This window comes from Dechloromonas sp. HYN0024, from assembly GCF_003441615.1.
In the GTDB taxonomy this organism is placed as follows: Bacteria; Pseudomonadota; Gammaproteobacteria; order Burkholderiales; family Rhodocyclaceae; genus Azonexus.
This window is the reverse complement of record NZ_CP031842.1, coordinates 1669945-1686927: the sequence shown is the minus strand read 5'-3', so window position 1 is coordinate 1686927 and position 16983 is coordinate 1669945. Positions and strand designations below refer to the sequence as shown.

Here is a 16983-nt window from a genome sequence, read left to right as displayed (position 1 = left end):
TTCAGGAGATGGAAAGTGGTGCAGGGCGTGGCCGGAAGTGGCGCATGCCAGCCAGGATCAGGATCAGGGTGGTGGCGTAGAAGACGACCTGGATGCCGGTGGGCATGGCGTCATAGCCAATCAGGGTGTGCAGGAAGCGGCCGGCGAGGGAGCCATTGTCGAGCAGCCAGGAGGTATTCCACAGCGGATCGGCCAGCGTCGGCAGGAGGTCGGCTTGAACCAGAAAGCGGGCGACCTGGCTGGCCATGGCGGCAGCCAGCAGCAGAATCAAGCCGCTGGTTGCGGTAAAGAAGAGGCGGGGCGGGATGTTGAGAAAACCTGCGTAGAGGCCGAATCCGGCCAGTGCGCCGACGAGCAGGCCAAGGGCACCGCCACCGATGACGCTGAGCAGGGTTTCGTTACCGCTGGCCAGCATGCCATAGAGGAAGAGTGCGGTTTCCGAGCCTTCACGCAGGATGGCGAGGGCGACCACCAGTGCCAGTGCCGACATTTCCCGGCCGCCGGCGGCGACATCGGCCCCCAGTTTTTTGGCGTTGCGGGCCAGTTCAATGCCGTGGCGGGCCATCCAGATGTTGTGCCAGGCGAGCATCAGGGCGGCAACGGTCAGAACGCCTGCGTTGAAGAGTTCCTGACCCATGCCTTCGGCCATGTCGGCGATCTGGCCGGTCAGCGAGGCGACGATCAGGGAACCCGTGGTGCCAGCCAGAATGCCGGTCAGCAGCCAGCGATTGCGGGTCGGCAGGTCACGCGTTGCGGCAGCGATGATGCCGATGATCAGGGCCGCCTCAAGGGCTTCCCGGAATACGATGATGGCCGACCCGAGCATGTCGTTTTACTCCGCGATGACGGTGCCGCGCGCCGTCTTTTCGTTGAATTCACCAAAGAACGGGTAGCGGCCCGGCTTGAGAGGGCCAATGAAAATATTGACCTTGGCACCCGGGGCGATGACTTTTTCGCGGTTGAGTTCATGGCTTTCGAACTCCTCGGGGGTGGCATCCTGGTTGTGCACCACGAGCTTGACCTTCTGGCCGGCCGGGACACGGACCTCGGTTGGTTCGAAACGGTGCTCGCGAATGACCAGCGCAAATTCCTTGTCGGCAGCGATGGCGGACAGTGAACACAGGGAAAGTAGAACGATAAGTTTTTTCATGACGGCTCCTTTGATGCAAATGATAGTGATTCGCATTTGTATCGTCAAGGGGGCGATGAACAATTTTGAAAAAACGATCAGTTACCGGCGGAGCAATTGCCAGATGAACTCAGCGCCAGCCGAAAGCAGATCGATCGTGTCGATGATGCCGGCGTTCTCGGGTTCGCGCTTCAGGCGCTTCTGGCGGGACAGCTCGCGTTCGCGCGTCACGATGGCGTCGCCGAGCAACTCGACATCGCGTGTCGTGCGGCGCACTTCAGCCTGTTGAAACCGGCTGAGCGCCTGTTCGACAGCGCTTGGGTCAAGAATGGTGATGGGGGCCCGGCAATGGCTGCAGGCGTGGTCCTTGCGGATATCGACCGGGGCACCGCAACCCATGCAGCGAATGATGCCGATCCTGGCCGAGAGGGCCTCGATTTCGGCCGGGTTAAGCTGGCGGACGAAGCCCTTTTCAATCATGAACTGGGCAAAGGTCGTGAAACGTCCGTGTTTTTGCAGGCAGCGGTGGTAGTTGAATTTGCCGCCATGCTTGGCGAGATCAAGGCCCTGCAACAGTCGTTCAGCGCAGCGCGGACATTTGAGCGGCTCGCTCAGCGCCGTACGCGGGTCATCCTGGTGCTCATGGAGCAGTTTGAACAACTCGACAATGCCGCCCGGTGTGATCTGGATGCTCTCAAATTCATCGAACCAGATGCCCTGGCAGTTGAAGCACAGATCGAGTTCGACACTGCCGTGAGTCTGGCGCTCGAAGGTCTGGCGGACCATCGTCTGGCGGCAGGAAGGGCAGTGGGTCGGGTCTTTCATGTGGGCCGGATGGTGCCGAGGTTGAGCTTCACGCCTTTCTTCATTTTGCCAACGACATGCATTTCACAGGCTTTGCAGTCGAACTTGAGGATCAGCTTTTCACTGCCGTTGATCAGCGTCATCGGGTCCGGCTTGAGGTGTTTGACCTCTTTCGGGCAGAGATTGAAGCTGTAGCGCAGGCAGTGGCGGGTGATCATCAGCGACACCATGCCCTTTTCGTTGCCGGCCTCGTAGGCTTCCTCGATCAGCTTGACGCCATGCTTCTCGTAGAAGTGGCGGGCCTTGGCGTTGAAGACGTTGCCGAGATAGGTCAGTTCTTCCTGCGGATAGGGTGCGGGGTTGGCTGCCGGGGTGGCGCGGGGTGGGCGTGGGTGACTGGCCAGGCGGGCTGCTTCAAGCTTTTCGGTGGCCTCGCGGCGCAGGGCGTTGATGGCGCTGACGGGCAGGAACCATGGTTGCGACAGTTTCAGTTCGACCGGCTCGGCGATAAACATGGTGTTGCCGAACTTGCCGAGGTTTTCGCTCAGTTTGGCCATCGCCGGCTCGGGGTTCTGGGCCAGTTGCCAGTCGGATTTTGGCCCGATGTCGTGGCTGGTTGTGGCGGTCACGCCATCTTCGTCGGTCAGGGTCAAGCTCAGGCCGGTGTTGGTCTCGGTAAAAACCGGCTTCACTGAAATGCGGCGGTCGGCCGATTCCTTCTCCAAAGCCCGCTCGAACGCCTGGTCGCGGTTGCGGAAGAGGGTGGCGCCGGCGGTCAGCTCCTCCGGCATTTCGGCTGGGAAGAGGGTTGTGCCGTCGGCCCGATTGATGCGCATGCCGACGACTTCGCCGTGGCCATTATAGAAACAGACGCCATCGCCATTGTGGAAGGGCTTTTCGGCATTGACGGTGAAGCAGCCGTCGCCAATGTCGACGACTTCGCCGATCAGTTCACCGACAAAGGCTGGCGAATCGAAAGCACCGATATCGTCCTGGCGGTCGTTGGCGAAATAGTCGGTATAGCCCCGATTGAAGGTCTTGTCCGGCTGCGGCGTGAAGGTGTAAGTGCTGCGCCCGCTGGAGGCGCGGGTGTATTCGGGGTGTTTGGCGATGATGTCGTCGAGCAGCCGGCGATAGTGAGCCGTGATGTTTTTGACGTAACTGAGGTCTTTCAGCCGGCCCTCGATCTTGAAGGAGCACACTCCGGCGCGGATCAGGTCGATCAGATTGTCGCTCTGGTTGTTATCCTTCATCGACAGCAGGTGCTGGTTCTCGGTGATCGTCTTGCCCTTGTCGTCGACCAGGGTGTAAGGCAGGCGGCAGGCCTGTGAACACTCGCCGCGATTGGCGCTGCGCCCGGTGTGGGCCTGGCTGATGTAGCACTGGCCGCTGAACGCAACGCAGAGAGCGCCGTGAACAAAATACTCCAATGAAACATTGGTTTGAGAAGATATCTTAATAATTTCGTTTAAGCTGCATTCGCGCGCCAGAACGACCTGTGAGAAGCCGACATCTTCGAGAAATTTCACCTTGTCGGGGTTGCGGTTGTCGGTCTGGGTGCTGGCGTGCAGCTGGATGGGCGGCAAGTCGAGTTCGAGCAGGCCCATGTCCTGAATGATCAGCGCGTCGGCGCCGGCTTCGTAAAGCTGCCAGGCGAGCAGGCGGCTGTCTTCGAGTTCGTCATCGCGCAGGATGGTGTTGAGCGCGACAAATACCTTGGCGCGGTAGCGATGGGCAAAATCGCACAGGCGCTTGATCTCGGCGACATCGTTGCCCGCACCGTAGCGCGCGCCAAAGGCCGGGCCGCCGATATAGACGGCGTCGGCACCATGCTTGATGGCTTCAATGCCGAAATCGGCGTTCTTGGCCGGGGCGAGGAGTTCGAGAGGGTGTTGAATGCGGGTCATGGCGCCTTAGTACGTGAAACGCGGGGCAAGTTCTTCGAGATTGAACTCGCGCAGGATGGCTTCGGCCCGTTCGCGGGCATTTTTGCGAGGCTGGCCACGTTTGCTGGCGATGATCAGTTCATTTTTCATGGAATGTTCCCAGCCCACCAGTTCGGTGACGGTGACATCGTAGCCGTGCGACTCAAGGAGCAGGCAGCGCAGGACGTTGGTCAGGTGGCTGCCGAGTTCGCGAGTGTGGATGGGGTGACGCCATAACTCGGCGAGCGGCTTTTGCGACAGTGATTCATTTTTGCGCGCCCGCATGGTGGCGGCGACCTCAGCCTGACAGCAGGGGACGAGGACCATGTGTTTGGCGTTCTTGCTCAGGGCGAAACGGATGGCGTCGTCGGTTGCCGTGTTGCAGGCGTGCAGGGCGGTGACGACATCGATGCTGGTCGGCAATTCCGGGGCGGTCAGCGAGTCCTCGACCGTGCAGGCGAGGAAGCGCATGCGCTCGAAACCAAGCCGGGCGGCCAGAACCTGTGATTTATCGACGAGTTCGGCCCGCGTTTCGATACCGATGATCTCGCCGCTGTCGCGTCCCTTGAGGTAGAGGTCGTAGAGGATGAAACCAAGGTATGACTTGCCGGCACCATGGTCGACCAGCGTCTCGGCACCTTCCAGCAGGGGTTCGATGAACTGGTAGAGGTGATAGACCTGCTTGAGCTTGCGCCGGGTGTCCTGGTTGAGCTTGCCGTCGCGGGTCAGGATGTGGAGTTCCTTGAGCAGTTCGATGGACTGCCCGGGGCGGATTTCAGGAATCTCGGCGGAGGTGTTTGGCTTCTTCATGGGGCGACATTATCGCATTCAAACTTCTATCACTTTCGTGTCAACCGAATCAAAACTGCATCGTTATTAGGCACATGGTGTTCAAACACCGCATATAAACGGAGAGAGATAAATGGGCAGTCTGAGCAACGAATCCTTCGAGCAATTCCTGGATTCCCTGAAGAAAGCCGGTATTACCATTTCCAACGAAGTCGAACTGCGTGAGCGCCTGGCTGAAGCACAGCGCTGGCGTTTTGCATTCCAGACCCTGGCTGCCAACGGCAAGCTGATCGGTATCAGCTTCGAAGATCATTCCGAAGGCCGCAACGAAGCCGAAATTACCCGTGCTTTCAACGAATTCCATTTTTCCGAGAAGTCGAAAGCGGTTTTTTCGGCTAATCTCAAGCACTAAGATTTCTGGTTTCAGCCTTCCGCATTGGCGGGGGAAGAAGAAAAGACGGGCGCCTGATGGCGCCCGTTTTGCGTTTACCGTTGCCTTCGGCTGATAGTCCGGGACAAAAAAATGGCCGGAAGTAAAATTCCGGCCATTTTTGTTTAGCGGGTGATCGGCTTGTAGCGGATCCGCTTCGGCTTCGCACCTTCTTCGCCCAGACGTTTCTTCTTGTCTTCCTCGTATTCCTGGAAGTTGCCTTCGAAGAAATTCCACTGCGAATCGCCTTCGGCAGCCAGGATATGCGTACAGATACGGTCGAGGAACCAGCGATCGTGCGAGATGACCATGGCGCAGCCGGGAAATTCGAGCAGGGCATCTTCCAGTGCGCGCAGAGTTTCGACGTCGAGGTCATTGGACGGTTCGTCAAGGAGCAGCACGTTGCCGCCAGTCATCAGCGTCTTGGCCAGGTGCAGGCGACCGCGCTCACCGCCGGAAAGATTGCCGACCTGCTTGCCCTGGTCGGCGCCCTTGAAGTTGAAGCGGCCGATATAGGCGCGGCTGGGCATCTCGAACTTGCCGATCTGCAGGATATCGCTGCCCTGGGCCAGTTCTTCGAAGACCGTCTTGCTGCCGTCGAGGCAGTCACGCGACTGATCGACGTAAGCCATCTTGACCGTCGGCCCGATATCGACCGTGCCGGAATCCGGCTGTTGCTGGCCGGTGATCATCTTGAACAGGGTCGATTTACCGGCGCCGTTCGGGCCGATGATGCCGACGATGGCGCCGGCCGGGATGGTGAAGCTGACGTTGTCGAGCAGCAATTTGTCACCAAACGATTTGGTGACGCCGTTGAACTCGATGACTTTGCCGCCCAGGCGATCACCAACCGGAATGAAGATTTCCTGGGTTTCATTGCGCTTCTGGTATTCCTGGCTCGATAGTTCCTCGAAGCGGGCCAGACGGGACTTCGATTTGGCCTGACGCGCCTTCGGATTGGAGCGGACCCATTCGAGTTCCTGCTTCATCGCCTTCATGTGGGCGTCGATCTGCTTGTTTTCGGTTTCCAGGCGGGCTTCCTTCTGCTCCAGCCAGGACGAGTAATTGCCCTTGTACGGAATGCCGTGGCCACGGTCGAGTTCGAGAATCCACTCGGCGGCGTTGTCGAGGAAGTAACGGTCGTGGGTGACGGCGACGACAGTGCCGGGGAAGCGGACGAGGAACTGTTCCAGCCATTCGACCGATTCGGCGTCGAGGTGGTTGGTCGGTTCGTCGAGGAGCAGCATGTCGGGCTTGGCGAGGAGCAGCTTGCACAGGGCGACGCGGCGTTTTTCGCCACCGGAGAGGACGCCGATTACGGCATCCCAGGGCGGCAGGCGCAGGGCATCGGCAGCCAGTTCCATCTGGGCTTCGGTGTCGGAGCCGGCGGTGGCAATGATCGCTTCCAGGCGGGCCTGTTCTTCAGCCAGCTTGTCGAAATCGGCTTCCGGATCGGCGTAGGCGGCGTATACCTCGTCCAGCTTGGCTTGGGCCTGCATGACTTCGCCCATGGCCGATTCAACTTCTTCGCGCACCGTCTTGGCCGCATCGAGCACCGGCTCCTGCGGCAGATAGCCGATGGAAACGCCGGCCAGGTGCTGCACCTCGCCGTCGTATTCCTTGTCCACGCCGGCCATGATCTTGAGCACGGTCGATTTGCCCGAGCCGTTCAGGCCGAGCAGGCCGATCTTGGCACCGGGGAAGAAAGAGAGGGAAATATCCTTGATGATCTGCCGCTTGGGCGGGACGATCTTGCTCACGCGGAGCATGGACATTACGTATTGAGCCATTGAGCCTACCTGTCGTCGTAAATATTAATGATGCGCGGAGTCTACGAGGCTTCAAGGCAAATGACCAGCCTCCCGAGTGGCGGGGGGCTGGTCATTTGCCGGGCTTAAGGGGGAAAAAGACCGGTGGCCGGCCTTATTGCCCTCAACGATGCGTGGTTGAGGGGGATTCAGCCGACGACAGCGGTCAGCGTCGTTGCCGCTTCGTCGCGGCGGTGAAAAGAGGGCGACTTTTCGGCCGAAAGGGCGTTGATATCACCACACAGCTCGCCCCCTTCATCAATGACCAGCTTGCCGTAGCGGATCTTGCCATGCACCTTGCCGGTGGCGTGAATGATCAGTTGCGAGCGTGCCGTCAGTTCGCCTTCGAAGGTGCCGTGTATTTCGGCGATGTCGATGCTGACCTTGCCGGAGAACGAGCCATTGTCGGCAATGCGGATGACCCGGCTGTCCATGGTGGCCTCGACGCGTCCCTCGACCACCAGCGTATCGCAGTCGAGAATTTCGGCGCCCTTGAGTTTGACATCGGGGCCGACGATGAGGCGGGCACCCATGACGTTTTCGGTCGGATTGGCGGTCTCTGCTTTGTCTGATGTAACGCTTGCTGCAGCTGGCGCATTGGCCGGGGTGGCTGATGCAGCAGCAGGCGTGGTTGTATTGCCGAGAATGTTGTTGACCTCGCGGCGGGTGATGAGGTCATTGCGGTTGGTGATGGTGGGTTTGTTGAACATGGGGACTCCCGTCTTGTGGTTTTTGTCGATAGCTGACCAGATCCTTAACGCGATAAGCGTGCCATGATTTAAATAATCAATTTATTCAGTTGATTAGATATTTATTTGAAAGCTGTTTGTAGAATTTCGAGGCCTATCTGTCGTGAATTTGCGACATCTATTTTTGGCTTTTCCGGGAAAGTGGGCTGATCAGGGCCATGGCCTTGTCGTAAAATCAGGACATGTTTCTAATCTATTGATTTGAAAGTAATAACGGATGAACAAATGGTGCCCGACGGGGGCTCCTGTCGAGCCGTTTTCAGCGCCCTCTGTGGCGCGGGCCGTATAAACTTCAGTTTTGGACACTTGAGTGCCGATGAATCGAATTTCCTTTCGCCAGGGGATGTTGCTTGGCTTTGCCCTGATCGTCCTGCTCCTCGGCGGGGCGGCGGTGCAAAGCTGGCTGGTTGTCGAGCGCCTGGTCGATCAGAACCGGCGCAGCAGCGAACTGGCGGTTCAGCTGACGGCATCTATCCAGGAACTCGGTGAGCGCACCGTCGATATTGAGCGCAGCGCACGGCAATACCTGGTGCTCGACAGCCCGGTTTTCCGCCAGCGCTTTGACGAGCATCTCAGTCAGTCGCTGGCCGTCATTGATCGACTCGATACGCAGGTTGCCGAGCCGCTTATTCCTTTGCTCGGCGGTTGGCGCATGGTGGCCGAGGCGTTGCGCAGTGGCCTTGATCAAAATATCCCGCAGGCCGAAATTATTCCCCTGCTGGCCCGCATGGCCGAGCTCGATGGCCTGCTGAAGCAGGCCGGGCAGCGCTGGATCGAAGCGCAAAATCGGGCGGCGCTCGATGAGCTGGAGGCCAACCGGATGCGTTTGGGTGTACGCATCGGTCTCGCTCTGGTCGGCGCGCTGCTGGTCGCCCTGGCTATGGGCTGGTGGCTGGTCCGGCCGGTTCGCCATCTTGAACAGGCGATCATCCGGCTCGGTGCCAGCCGTTTCGATGAAGCGGTCACGGTCGGCGGCCCGGCCGACCTGCGCCAGCTGGGTAAGCGCCTCGACTGGTTGCGGCAACGCCTGGCCGAACTGGAGGCTGATCGCGAACGTGCCTTGCGGCACGTCTCGCACGAACTCAAAACACCGCTGACCGCGCTCAAGGAAGGAGTCTCCCTGCTGCGCGAGGAGGTTCCCGGTACGCTGGCCGCCGGACAGCGCGAAGTGGTCGATATTCTTCAGCACAATGTCGCCAGTTTGCAGGTGCAGATCGAAAGCCTGCTGACGCTCAACGCTGCCGCCTTCGAGGCGCGCCGCCTGCAAATTGCGCCGACCCGGCTGCACAAGCTGCTTGATGCGGTGGCGCAGCGCCGTGAGTTGCACAGCCAGTCGCGGCATCTGAAGGTGATTATCGATAGCCCCGAGGAGTCGGCCATGCTCGATGGCGACAAAATGACCGTGGTGCTCGATAACCTGTTGTCGAACGCTATCGACTTCAGCCCGGAAGGCGGTGAAGTCCGCCTCGCTGTCAGCCATGGCGAAGGCCTCTGGCGCTTTGACTGCGTTGATCAGGGACCGGGTGTAGCCGAAGAGGACAGGCAGCGTATTTTCGATCCTTTTGTTCAGGGCCAGCGCATGGCCCCGGCCCCCCGACAAGGCAGCGGTGTCGGCTTGTCCATCGTGCGTGAGCTGGTGCGGGCGATGGGTGGGACTGTGCACCTCATTCCGCAAGCCGTGGGTGCCCATTTTTGTGTGGAAATACCCGATGAGCAGTAGCCTTAGTACGTCATTTCGCCAAGTTGCCATCCTCCTTTGGGCGCTCGCCCTCGGGGTGACCATGACGGCCTGCTCGTCCGGCCCGCTAGCCAGGAAACTGCATCTGGAGGACACCAGCCCCGATGCGGCCCTGGCCTATTCTCAGGGGCTGTCGCGCCTGACACCTGCCGAGCTTACCCGGGAGCGTACGGTGCTCGGTGCATTGCCGCAGACCCCCTTTAACCAGGTCAGGATCGCCATGCTGCTCGGCCATCCGCGTGTCCAGCAGGATCTCGCCAGGGGGCATGGAATACTCGAGGGTGTCCTGAAGTCGACGGAACCGGCGGCGCAGACATTTCACCCGCTCGCCCGACAGCTTGCCGACAACTATGGCGAGCGCATCAAGCTTGAAATTCAGCTGGAAAGACAGGGTCAGCAACTGAAAGAGAGCCAGCGCAAGAGTGCCGAGTTGCAGGACAAGCTCGACAGCCTGGCCAACATTGAAAAATCGCTGATTCCGCGACCGCGGCCCGGCAAACCCGAAGGAGCAAGACGATGACGGCCGGCGGCGCACATGTATTGGTCGTGGACGATGACGAGGATATCCTCAAGCTGCTGACCATGCGTCTGCGTGCCAGGGGCTTCCGGGTCACCGCCGTTGGTTCGGCTGAACAGGCGCTGGCGCAGATTGCTGTCGATCCGCCGCGCGTTGTCGTCAGCGACGTCCGCCTGCCCGGACTTGATGGTCTGGCCTTGTTTGAGGAAATCCGCCGCACCCGGCCAACGCTGCCGGTCATCCTGCTGACCGCCCACGGCAATATTCCCGATGCAGTCGATGCGACATCGCGGGGTGTCTTTGGCTACCTGACCAAACCCTTCGACAGCCAGATCCTGCTCGAAAAAATCGACCGTGCCCTGCAACTCTCGGCACCAAATTCCGAATCCGGTGAGCGGCCCGGCGAGGCCGGGAAGGGCGACGACAGCTGGATGAGCGGCGTCATCTTCCGCAGCAGCAAGATGGCCGAGCTGATGGCCGAAGCGCGCATGGTTGCTGCTTCCGATGCCAGCGTCCTGATCCGTGGCGAAAGCGGCTCCGGCAAGGAAGTTCTGGCTCGCGCCATCCACCGGGCCAGTCCGCGTGCCAAGGGGCCTTTCGTGGCTATTAACTGCGGCGCGATTCCGGAACAATTGCTCGAGTCCGAACTCTTTGGTCATGCCAAGGGGGCTTTCACCGGGGCCGGAGCCAGCCGTGTCGGTCTGTTCCAGGCGGCCAACGGTGGCACGCTCTTCCTCGATGAAATCGGTGACATGCCGCTGGCTCTCCAGGTCAAGCTCCTGCGTGTCCTGCAGGAACGCGTCGTGCGCCCGGTCGGCACGACCAAGGCCGAGCCGGTTGATGTCCGTCTGCTCTCGGCAACCCACCGCGACCTCGATGCCGCGATGGCGGAGGGACAGTTCCGCGAAGACCTCTATTACCGCCTTGACGTTGTTTCGCTGACCTTGCCCCGCCTTGACGAGCGACGCGAGGACATTGCGCTGCTCGCCATGCATTTTGTCCAACTCCTCGCCGGAAAATACGGCAAGCCGGTCAACGGCTTCGCCCCTGAGGCCCTTGAGGCGCTTGCCACGGCGGCCTGGCCAGGCAATGTCCGGCAACTGTTCAACGTCGTCGAGCAAAGCTGTGCACTGACCTCGACGCCGCTCATTCCCCTGACCCTCGTCCAGCGCGCCCTGCGCGTGCCGTCGATGGATACCCTGAACTATGCCGAGGCCAAACAGCGGTTTGAGCGCAATTATCTCGTCCAGTTGCTCAAGCTGACCGATGGTAGCGTCGCCGATGCCGCCCGCCTGGCTGATCGTAATCGGACCGAGTTTTACCGCCTGTTGCAGAAACATGACCTGACACCTGCCATGTTCCGCAGTGAAACCGAAAGCCCGCCAGCAGCTGGCGACAGGCCCGGTCCGGCCTAAGGCCGATCCATACCGTCAATATCTGTCGCCGCAGGGCGACAGAAGATGCCTTCCAGGTCCGTTGGTCGTTGTTTAACTATTTGATACTAAATATAAATTGTTTTTTGGCATGGCCTTTGCATAGTGTGGGTGACAGATCACACAAGAAGGGAATCTTCATGCTCAAACGAAAACTCATGATCGTCTGCATTACCGCGGCAGCCACCTTGGCCGGCCTCGGCCTCTCGGCCTTCGCCACTGACGACCCGCAAGTGCTGGCTGCGATGATCGCCAACACCAAGGCCAAGGACATGGCGCTCAATGACAGAGTGGAAACCCTGCTGCGCACCGACATTGGTCTGGCCGGTTCGCACTTGCGCGTCGTCACCAAGTCGTCGGTCGTTACGGTCGGCGGCTCGGTGCCCGATGAGCACGCCTTGCGTCGTGCCCTGGATCTTGCCAGCAATGTGCATGGCGTACGTGAAGTGCGCAATGCCATGGAGGTCGATCTCCCAAAGTGATGGCAGAGGGCGAGTCCGGCGGCTTCAAGGCGTTTCTCAGACTGTTTCCAGGGTTACCAGTAGCCCGCCTTCATCGACCGTATCGCCCTCTGTGACATGAATCTGCACCACCCGGCCGGCGTGCGGGCTGGGAATGTCCAGCGCTACCTTGCCGGTTTCCAGCGTCAGGATGTTGTCGTCCCGCTGCACCATCTCGCCAACTGTCACCAGCAATTCCAGAATGAAGATGTCGCCACTCGCGCACGAGCCGCAACTCGACCAGCACTCGGGGTACTTCGGCATGCGAACGAAGGAAAAAGACATCAGCTTTTTTCGGCGGAAACCTTGCATTCTACGCCAACCTCCGTATAATGCGCCGCTCTGACAGTGCGCCCGTAGCTCAGCTGGATAGAGTACTTGGCTACGAACCAAGGGGTCGGGCGTTCGAATCGCTCCGGGCGCACCATCAGGACAAATGTCGATAGTTTTGGCTAGCGACAGGCAGTAGAGGTAAAAGCAGTTTAGGTGTGCGCCCGTAGCTCAGCTGGATAGAGTACTTGGCTACGAACCAAGGGGTCGGGCGTTCGAATCGCTCCGGGCGCACCAAAAATTCATGAAAAAGCCACCTTCGGGTGGCTTTTTCGTTTCCAGCGCGCGTCTTTGGCGGCTGGTTGTCAGGTTTTGCTCGTTTTCGCCCTAGTGACCGCTTATTAGACTGGCGTGGCTTCCTCATTCGAGGGCATCGAATAGAAGCAATAACGGCCCCGGCCTTCCTGTTTGGCTTTGTACATGGCCTCGTCGGCCCGGCTGAGCAGCAACTGGCCATCCACCCCATCGGTCGGGTAGACGCTGATGCCGACGCTGGCACCGACCCGTAATTCATGCGTTTTGATGGAGAATGGCTTGGCCAGTTGCGAAACGATGACCTGAGCTACCTTGGCGCAGTTTTCGCGGGAGCCGACATCGTTGATGATGGCGGTGAACTCATCGCCGCCACGGCGGGAAATCGTATCGCTTTCGCGCAAACATCGCATGAGCCGCACGGCGACATCCTGCAGGAGAAGATCGCCGACTTCGTGACCATAGGTGTCGTTAACCGACTTAAAGCCGTCCAGGTCAATAAACAGCACGCAAAGGGTCTGCCCCTTACGTTGGGCATGGTCGACTTCGACGTTCAGCCGGTCATCGAAATGCAGCCGGTTGGGCAGTTTGGTCAGGAGGTCGTGGTAGGCCAGGCTGCTCAGATGTTCTTCGGTCATGCGTTGCTGCGTGATATCAAGAATGGTCTCGATATATAGCTTTCTGCTGCCGAGGTGGGCCTCAGTGCGTTCCGTAATGGCGAGAAAACTGGTGCCATCCTTGCGGAGGCCTATCATGTTCCCCTCCTTGCCGGAGACCAGCGTATCGAGCCGCCGTCCCACCATGTCGTCCTGATAGCAGAACAAGGCTCTAGCCGTACGGTTTGCCATGATGATGGTCGCCCCGTCTTCACCGAGCACCATGACACTGGCCGAGACCTTGTTGAGAATTTCATCTAGCAGGCCCAGGTTCTTGGTGGCTTCTCCGATGCGCCGGGAATACAGAAAAAAAGCCCCGATGAAGTTAATCAGCGCCAATATGAAAGCCGCACCCTGATAGATACGTACCTGCACTGCTTCGGCCTTGGTTAGCCGTTCGAGTTCTGTAGTCAATCGATTCATCAGACCCAGAATTTCAAGGTTGTGCTGCTTTGCGTAGGTGGCTGCGGGTGGCAGCGTCGTACCCAGATTGCCCGCTCCCCCCTGTATGACCGCCAGAACCATCTCACGGTACGGTAGCCAGACTGCGTTGGCCTGAACAAGGACATTCCTGGCCTCTTCGCCATTGACTGCTTCGAGAAAAATCTCTTCATTGGCACCACCGAATGTCTGGTGCCCTTGGGAAAATCCCTGCAGCGTCAGGTCGAATAGATCGTGGGTGACTTTCAGTTCGGCCAATGGCGTACTCGGGTCGGTGCCGTCTTGCCGCGCATCCTCGAGTTGCAGGAGTACCTTGGCCATACGTTGGGAGAGCATGCGTTGCCGTCCCGCCAGATTGATGCCAATCGCTTGCCGCTCGATTTTCGAGGTCAGCCAGAAATTCAGCGCCAGGGCTGAAAAATCGAATACCAGAAACAGGACGACGGCCGCCATGGCCGCTCGGGAATTGTGACTGGAATCGGTTAGCGTCATGTTTGCGTCCAGCGTCAGCCCGCCTGAGGTTCAGCGATGGCGGGTGTTCCGAGAGTCTATTGACCTATTTTAGGTTGATTAAATAATTCTCTACTGTGGGGAAATTATCATTATTCCGAAAATTATGAAAACGATTGTGTCGTTTGAGGCGTTTCACATCCGGATAATTCTGACGACGATGCTGGCTGGGCATTGGTTTGTCGGGCACTGGAACTTGTTGTGCGGTCACCACGCAGGTTCATGAATTTGGGCTGGCTATGTCGCAAGCTCAGTCTATTGGCTGAAATATCGAGAATGACGGTGCCATCGCTTGACTTGAGTCAGGTGTCATCGCATAGTCAGCCTCCCATGAAAAATATGGATTTTCCCCCTCCGCAAGATGATGAGCCGGGTTTGGCTGCCCGCGTCCGGGCAGACCAGCTCCATCTGCTGTACGAGCAGTCATATCCGGCCGTCTTCATCAGTCTCATCGTGGCCTTGCTGCTGTGTCAGCTGATCTGGAGCGAAGTCAGGCATGACTTGCTGGTCGGGTGGCTGGCCACTATCTGCCTTGGCACCATCATGCGCTTTGGGCTGTTCTGGTTGCATCGGCGACGCAGGCCGGCAGGCCTGGAGATACTCGATTGGGAAACCCGCTATGCCGTGACGCTGATGTTCACGACGCTGGCCTGGGGGCTTGGCGTGCTGCTGATTGTCCGGGAAAGCTCGCTGGTCTATCGGTTGATTGAATTCACCATTCTGTTGGGAATGTCGGCCGGTGCCTTCTTGCATTACTCGGCGCGGCCCTACATGGTGGCCGGGTCAATGGCCAGCGTTCTGCTGCCAACCACAGTCTGGTTCCTTTTTGGCGGTCTGCCCGTGGAGACGGGGCTGGGCGTCGCCGCATTGTTTTACATGATCGTACTGGTCCGAGCCAGTGCGGCGTTATCGGCCGCGCAAAGCGAGAATTTCAAATTGACCTACCGCCTGTCGGCCGCCAAGCAGAGGGCGGAGATGATGGCGCATACGGATGAATTGACCGGACTGGAAAACCGCCGGGCATTTTTCGAGCATGGTCAGACCCTGGCGGCCTATTGTGAACGTAACCAGCTTCCTTTGAGCGTTGCGATGATCGATGCCGACCATTTCAAGCAGATCAATGACCAGTTTGGTCATTCAGTCGGTGACGCGGTTTTGCGCGCGTTGGCAGATCAACTGAAGGGAAGCCTGCGCAAATCCGATGTGTGTGGGCGGATGGGCGGCGAGGAGTTCGCCATGCTTCTGCCGGATACGACCCTGGCCGAAGCGCAGGCGCTGGCCGAGCGTTTCTGCAAATCCTATGCAGCAACCCCGGTCCTCGGCGCGGGCGTCGGGGTGAGCAATACGGTCAGTATCGGTGTGGCGAGCGATGGTTACGATCTCGACCATTTGCTGCATTGCGCCGATGAGGCGCTTTATCTGGCCAAGGCGACAGGACGCAATCGCGTTGTTTCCGGGGCGAATGAGGCGTTAGCACTGGCGTAAACGCCTGGCCGCTGCCGAAAAAATGCCCACACCGGGGGCGAGGCACATGAAAAAGGCACTTCGCGTGAAGTGCCTTGATTAATTGCTGGCCACGATTTTCTTTAGCGACCACCCGACCGGTTCGGCTTCTGGCCGGTTTTTCCTGCTGGCCGGGGACTTTTTCCGGGGCGGGCAGACGGGCGCTTGGGCGCGTCATCAAAGCCGACCCAATTGCTCGGGGTGCCTTTGCCGCCCCGGCCACCGGCGACCTTCGGTTTTTTGGGCTTCTTGGCCGCGATGGCGGCAGCGCCGGTCAGTGGAATGCGGTGATCGGGTTCGAATCCCGGTTCTTCTTCGCGGCTGAGGGTTTGCTTGAGTAGCGTTTCGATGGCCGCGAGGAGCGGAGCTTCGTCGGCGCAAACCAACGAAATGGCTTCACCGGTGGCACCGGCGCGGCCGGTACGGCCGATGCGGTGGATGTAGTCTTCGGCGACGATGGGCAAGTCGAAATTGACGACTTGGGGCAGGTCGTCGATATCCAGACCGCGGGCAGCGACGTCGGTGGCGACGAGAATCTGCACTTCGCCAGCCTTGAAGCTTTCGAGGGCGCGCAGGCGGGCCGGTTGGGGCTTGTCGCCGTGGATGGCGTCGGCCTTGATGCGCTTGGCGTGCAGGATGCCGACCAGTTCATCGGCGCCGCGCTTGGTCTTGACGAAGACCAGCACCTGGCCCCAGCGCCGGTCCTTGCGCATGAACAGGAAAAGCTCTGTCTTGCGCTTCTTGTCGACCGGCACCATCCACTGCTTGACTGCCTTGACCGTGCTGTTGCGCGGACTGACCTCGATGCTCAGCGGGTTGCGCAGGCGGGCCTTGGCGAGGCTGCGGATGTTGTCGGAGAAGGTAGCCGAGAAGAGCAGGGTCTGCCGCTTTTTGGGAAGGGCGGCAAAAACCGCATCGAGTTCGGTGGCAAAGCCGAGATCGAGCATGCGGTCGGCTTCATCGAGGACGAGGACCTGGACCTTGTTGAGCTTGAGGGCGTTCTGGCTGTAGAGGTCGAGCAGACGGCCGGGCGTGGCGACCAGGACATCAACGCCGCGACGCAGGCGCATCATCTGCGGATTGATGCTGACGCCACCGTAGGCGGCATAGGTACTGACGCCGGTGTGTTCGCCATATTGGCGGAAGCTGGCATGGACCTGTTCGGCCAGTTCGCGCGTCGGCACGAGGACGAGGGCGCGGACCGAGTTGCTGCCGACCTTGACGCCATCGGCCGCGAGGCTGTGCAGGATGGGCAGGGCAAAGCCGGCCGTCTTGCCGGTGCCGGTCTGGGCAGCCGCCATGAGGTCGCGGCCTTCGAGAATGGCCGGGATGGCTTGCGTCTGGATCGGTGTCGGTGTCGTGTAGCCAAGTGCTTCGAGCGACTGGAGCAGGGTGTCGGCAAGGCCGAGGGTAGAAAAAGTCATGAGCGGGGCAGGTAATGTCAGTGGGGCGAGTTTAACCCGCGCGCA

Annotated in this window: 16 protein-coding genes and 2 tRNA genes; 8 read left to right on the top strand and 10 right to left on the bottom strand. The window is 59.5% G+C overall.

What is annotated here, in order from left to right; genetic code table 11:
* Nucleotide 1: 1 nt before the first annotated feature.
* From HYN24_RS08180 to HYN24_RS08160, 5 genes are all read right to left on the bottom strand, one after another.
* Entirely contained in the window at nt 2–826 is an 825-nt protein-coding gene (locus tag HYN24_RS08180; RefSeq protein WP_117608791.1) for an FTR1 family protein, read from the bottom strand.
* Nucleotides 827–832: 6 nt separating this feature from the next.
* Nucleotides 833–1150 carry a cupredoxin domain-containing protein gene (locus HYN24_RS08175; protein WP_117610255.1) on the bottom strand — a complete coding sequence of 106 codons (318 nt, stop codon included), beginning with the start codon at nt 1148–1150 and terminating at the stop codon, nt 833–835.
* 81 nt (nt 1151–1231) lie between these two features.
* The gene (locus HYN24_RS08170; protein WP_117608790.1) at nt 1232–1954 is read right to left on the bottom strand and encodes a zf-TFIIB domain-containing protein; all 723 of its coding nucleotides are present in this window, start codon (nt 1952–1954) and stop codon (nt 1232–1234) included.
* Nucleotides 1951–3840, bottom strand: coding sequence for a U32 family peptidase (locus tag HYN24_RS08165; protein ID WP_117608789.1), 1890 nt, complete (start codon nt 3838–3840; stop codon nt 1951–1953). The genes HYN24_RS08170 and HYN24_RS08165 overlap by 4 nt, the downstream gene beginning before the upstream one ends.
* A 6-nt stretch (nt 3841–3846) precedes the next feature.
* On the bottom strand, nt 3847–4668 hold the full coding sequence (locus HYN24_RS08160; protein ID WP_117608788.1) for an SAM-dependent methyltransferase: 822 nt from the start codon (nt 4666–4668) through the stop codon (nt 3847–3849).
* A 112-nt stretch (nt 4669–4780) separates the two neighbouring features.
* Here HYN24_RS08160 and HYN24_RS08155 point away from each other — a divergent pair, with 112 nt between their 5' ends.
* The gene (locus tag HYN24_RS08155) at nt 4781–5059 is read left to right on the top strand and encodes a hypothetical protein (protein WP_117608787.1); all 279 of its coding nucleotides are present in this window, start codon (nt 4781–4783) and stop codon (nt 5057–5059) included.
* Between the two features lie 143 nt (nt 5060–5202).
* Here the strand turns inward: HYN24_RS08155 and ettA are convergent, their stop codons facing one another.
* Both ettA and HYN24_RS08145 read right to left on the bottom strand, forming a co-directional pair.
* Nucleotides 5203–6867, bottom strand: coding sequence for an energy-dependent translational throttle protein EttA (gene ettA / locus HYN24_RS08150; RefSeq protein WP_117608786.1), 1665 nt, complete (start codon nt 6865–6867; stop codon nt 5203–5205).
* 167 nt (nt 6868–7034) lie between these two features.
* Entirely contained in the window at nt 7035–7595 is a 561-nt protein-coding gene (locus HYN24_RS08145) for a polymer-forming cytoskeletal protein (RefSeq protein WP_117608785.1), read from the bottom strand.
* A 355-nt stretch (nt 7596–7950) separates the two neighbouring features.
* Between HYN24_RS08145 and HYN24_RS08140 the strand changes: the two genes are divergently transcribed.
* The 4 genes from HYN24_RS08140 to HYN24_RS08125 all read left to right on the top strand — a co-directional run bounded on the left by HYN24_RS08140 (nt 7951) and on the right by HYN24_RS08125 (nt 11804).
* Nucleotides 7951–9354: an ATP-binding protein gene (locus tag HYN24_RS08140; RefSeq protein WP_117608784.1), complete on the top strand. Its 1404-nt coding sequence runs from the start codon at nt 7951–7953 to the stop codon at nt 9352–9354.
* On the top strand, nt 9344–9892 hold the full coding sequence (locus HYN24_RS08135) for a permease (RefSeq protein ID WP_117608783.1): 549 nt from the start codon (nt 9344–9346) through the stop codon (nt 9890–9892). Before HYN24_RS08140 ends, HYN24_RS08135 begins: the two co-directional genes overlap by 11 nt.
* A complete protein-coding gene (locus HYN24_RS08130; RefSeq protein WP_117608782.1) occupies nt 9889–11304 on the top strand; it encodes a sigma 54-interacting transcriptional regulator in 1416 nt (471 codons plus the stop codon). Before HYN24_RS08135 ends, HYN24_RS08130 begins: the two co-directional genes overlap by 4 nt.
* A 158-nt stretch (nt 11305–11462) precedes the next feature.
* Nucleotides 11463–11804: a BON domain-containing protein gene (locus tag HYN24_RS08125; RefSeq protein ID WP_117608781.1), complete on the top strand. Its 342-nt coding sequence runs from the start codon at nt 11463–11465 to the stop codon at nt 11802–11804.
* Between the two features lie 36 nt (nt 11805–11840).
* Here HYN24_RS08125 and HYN24_RS08120 read toward each other — a convergent pair whose 3' ends face one another.
* Nucleotides 11841–12107, bottom strand: a complete 267-nt coding sequence (locus HYN24_RS08120) for a biotin/lipoyl-containing protein (RefSeq protein WP_162888663.1) — start codon at nt 12105–12107, stop codon at nt 11841–11843.
* 65 nt (nt 12108–12172) lie between these two features.
* Between HYN24_RS08120 and HYN24_RS08115 the strand changes: the two genes are divergently transcribed.
* Both HYN24_RS08115 and HYN24_RS08110 read left to right on the top strand, forming a co-directional pair.
* Nucleotides 12173–12249: transfer RNA gene (locus tag HYN24_RS08115), tRNA-Arg, on the top strand.
* A 63-nt stretch (nt 12250–12312) separates the two neighbouring features.
* Nucleotides 12313–12389, top strand: a tRNA-Arg gene (locus HYN24_RS08110).
* Between the two features lie 104 nt (nt 12390–12493).
* On the opposite strand, the gene HYN24_RS08105 is transcribed toward HYN24_RS08110, so the two are convergent.
* On the bottom strand, nt 12494–13993 hold the full coding sequence (locus HYN24_RS08105; protein ID WP_117608779.1) for a diguanylate cyclase domain-containing protein: 1500 nt from the start codon (nt 13991–13993) through the stop codon (nt 12494–12496).
* 357 nt (nt 13994–14350) lie between these two features.
* Between HYN24_RS08105 and HYN24_RS08100 the strand changes: the two genes are divergently transcribed.
* Nucleotides 14351–15496: a diguanylate cyclase gene (locus HYN24_RS08100; RefSeq protein ID WP_162888662.1), complete on the top strand. Its 1146-nt coding sequence runs from the start codon at nt 14351–14353 to the stop codon at nt 15494–15496.
* A 101-nt stretch (nt 15497–15597) separates the two neighbouring features.
* Here the strand turns inward: HYN24_RS08100 and HYN24_RS08095 are convergent, their stop codons facing one another.
* Nucleotides 15598–16938, bottom strand: a complete 1341-nt coding sequence (locus tag HYN24_RS08095; protein ID WP_117608777.1) for a DEAD/DEAH box helicase — start codon at nt 16936–16938, stop codon at nt 15598–15600.
* Between the last annotated feature and the right edge of the window lie 45 nt (nt 16939–16983).

What these genes read in the sequence shown, in the direction of transcription:
- HYN24_RS08100 (WP_162888662.1), top strand. Translation starts at nt 14,351, where the DNA reads ATGGATTTTCCCCCTCCGCAAGATGATGAGCCGGGTTTGGCTGCCCGC.
- HYN24_RS08135 (WP_117608783.1), top strand. Translation starts at nt 9,344, where the DNA reads ATGAGCAGTAGCCTTAGTACGTCATTTCGCCAAGTTGCCATCCTCCTT.
- HYN24_RS08140 (WP_117608784.1), top strand. Translation starts at nt 7,951, where the DNA reads ATGAATCGAATTTCCTTTCGCCAGGGGATGTTGCTTGGCTTTGCCCTG.
- HYN24_RS08175 (WP_117610255.1), bottom strand. Translation starts at nt 1,150, where the DNA reads ATGAAAAAACTTATCGTTCTACTTTCCCTGTGTTCACTGTCCGCCATC.
- HYN24_RS08145 (WP_117608785.1), bottom strand. Translation starts at nt 7,595, where the DNA reads ATGTTCAACAAACCCACCATCACCAACCGCAATGACCTCATCACCCGC.
- HYN24_RS08095 (WP_117608777.1), bottom strand. Translation starts at nt 16,938, where the DNA reads ATGACTTTTTCTACCCTCGGCCTTGCCGACACCCTGCTCCAGTCGCTC.
- HYN24_RS08120 (WP_162888663.1), bottom strand. Translation starts at nt 12,107, where the DNA reads ATGTCTTTTTCCTTCGTTCGCATGCCGAAGTACCCCGAGTGCTGGTCG.
- ettA (WP_117608786.1), bottom strand. Translation starts at nt 6,867, where the DNA reads ATGGCTCAATACGTAATGTCCATGCTCCGCGTGAGCAAGATCGTCCCG.
- HYN24_RS08130 (WP_117608782.1), top strand. Translation starts at nt 9,889, where the DNA reads ATGACGGCCGGCGGCGCACATGTATTGGTCGTGGACGATGACGAGGAT.
- HYN24_RS08105 (WP_117608779.1), bottom strand. Translation starts at nt 13,993, where the DNA reads ATGACGCTAACCGATTCCAGTCACAATTCCCGAGCGGCCATGGCGGCC.
- HYN24_RS08180 (WP_117608791.1), bottom strand. Translation starts at nt 826, where the DNA reads ATGCTCGGGTCGGCCATCATCGTATTCCGGGAAGCCCTTGAGGCGGCC.
- HYN24_RS08125 (WP_117608781.1), top strand. Translation starts at nt 11,463, where the DNA reads ATGCTCAAACGAAAACTCATGATCGTCTGCATTACCGCGGCAGCCACC.
- HYN24_RS08170 (WP_117608790.1), bottom strand. Translation starts at nt 1,954, where the DNA reads ATGAAAGACCCGACCCACTGCCCTTCCTGCCGCCAGACGATGGTCCGC.
- HYN24_RS08155 (WP_117608787.1), top strand. Translation starts at nt 4,781, where the DNA reads ATGGGCAGTCTGAGCAACGAATCCTTCGAGCAATTCCTGGATTCCCTG.
- HYN24_RS08160 (WP_117608788.1), bottom strand. Translation starts at nt 4,668, where the DNA reads ATGAAGAAGCCAAACACCTCCGCCGAGATTCCTGAAATCCGCCCCGGG.
- HYN24_RS08165 (WP_117608789.1), bottom strand. Translation starts at nt 3,840, where the DNA reads ATGACCCGCATTCAACACCCTCTCGAACTCCTCGCCCCGGCCAAGAAC.